General features: G+C 45.1%; 1 protein-coding gene. It reads right to left on the reverse strand.

Annotated features, from left to right (window positions below):
- On the reverse strand, positions 1–676 hold a 676-nt coding region (locus AAEY83_RS12755), incomplete at both ends, for a beta-ketoacyl synthase N-terminal-like domain-containing protein (RefSeq protein ID WP_351059250.1).

The following is a 676-nucleotide window of genomic DNA, read 5'->3' on the forward strand; positions in this document are numbered from 1 at the left end:
TGCTACAAAGCTGTGCTCTAGCATTAATAATGAGAAGATAGCTTCGTGAACACCTGCAGCACCTAGGGCATGACCCGTCATTGCTTTAGTTGCACTGATCATTGGTGATTTGCCACCAAACACTTCTTGTATCGCACCTAACTCTTTAACATCGCCTACAGGCGTTGATGTGCCGTGCGTATTTAGATAATCAATACTATCTACATCTTGCATAGCTTGGCGCATACAACGTGCTGCACCTTCGCCAGATGGAGCAACCATGTCGTAGCCATCTGATGTTGCACCGTAGCCAACAATTTCAGCGTAAATGTGCGCGCCACGTGCAAGTGCATGTTCAAGTTCTTCAACTACAACAATACCGCCGCCGCCAGAAATAACAAAACCATCGCGATTTGCATCATATGTACGAGATGCTTTTTCAGGTGTTTCATTGTATTTAGTAGAAAGTGCGCCCATTGCGTCAAATTCCATTGCCAATGTCCAGTGTAGCTCTTCACCACCACCAGCAAACACAACGTCTTGCTTGCCAAGCTGAATTTGCTCTACGGCATTACCAATACAATGCGCAGATGTTGCACACGCAGAGCTAATTGAATAGTTAACACCTTTAATTTTAAATGGTGTTGCTAAACAAGCAGATGTAGTGCTCGCCATAGTGCGTGGCACCATATAAGGC

The organism is Psychrobacter sp. TB20-MNA-CIBAN-0197, assembly GCF_040309765.1.
Classification (GTDB): Bacteria; Pseudomonadota; Gammaproteobacteria; order Pseudomonadales; family Moraxellaceae; genus Psychrobacter; species Psychrobacter submarinus.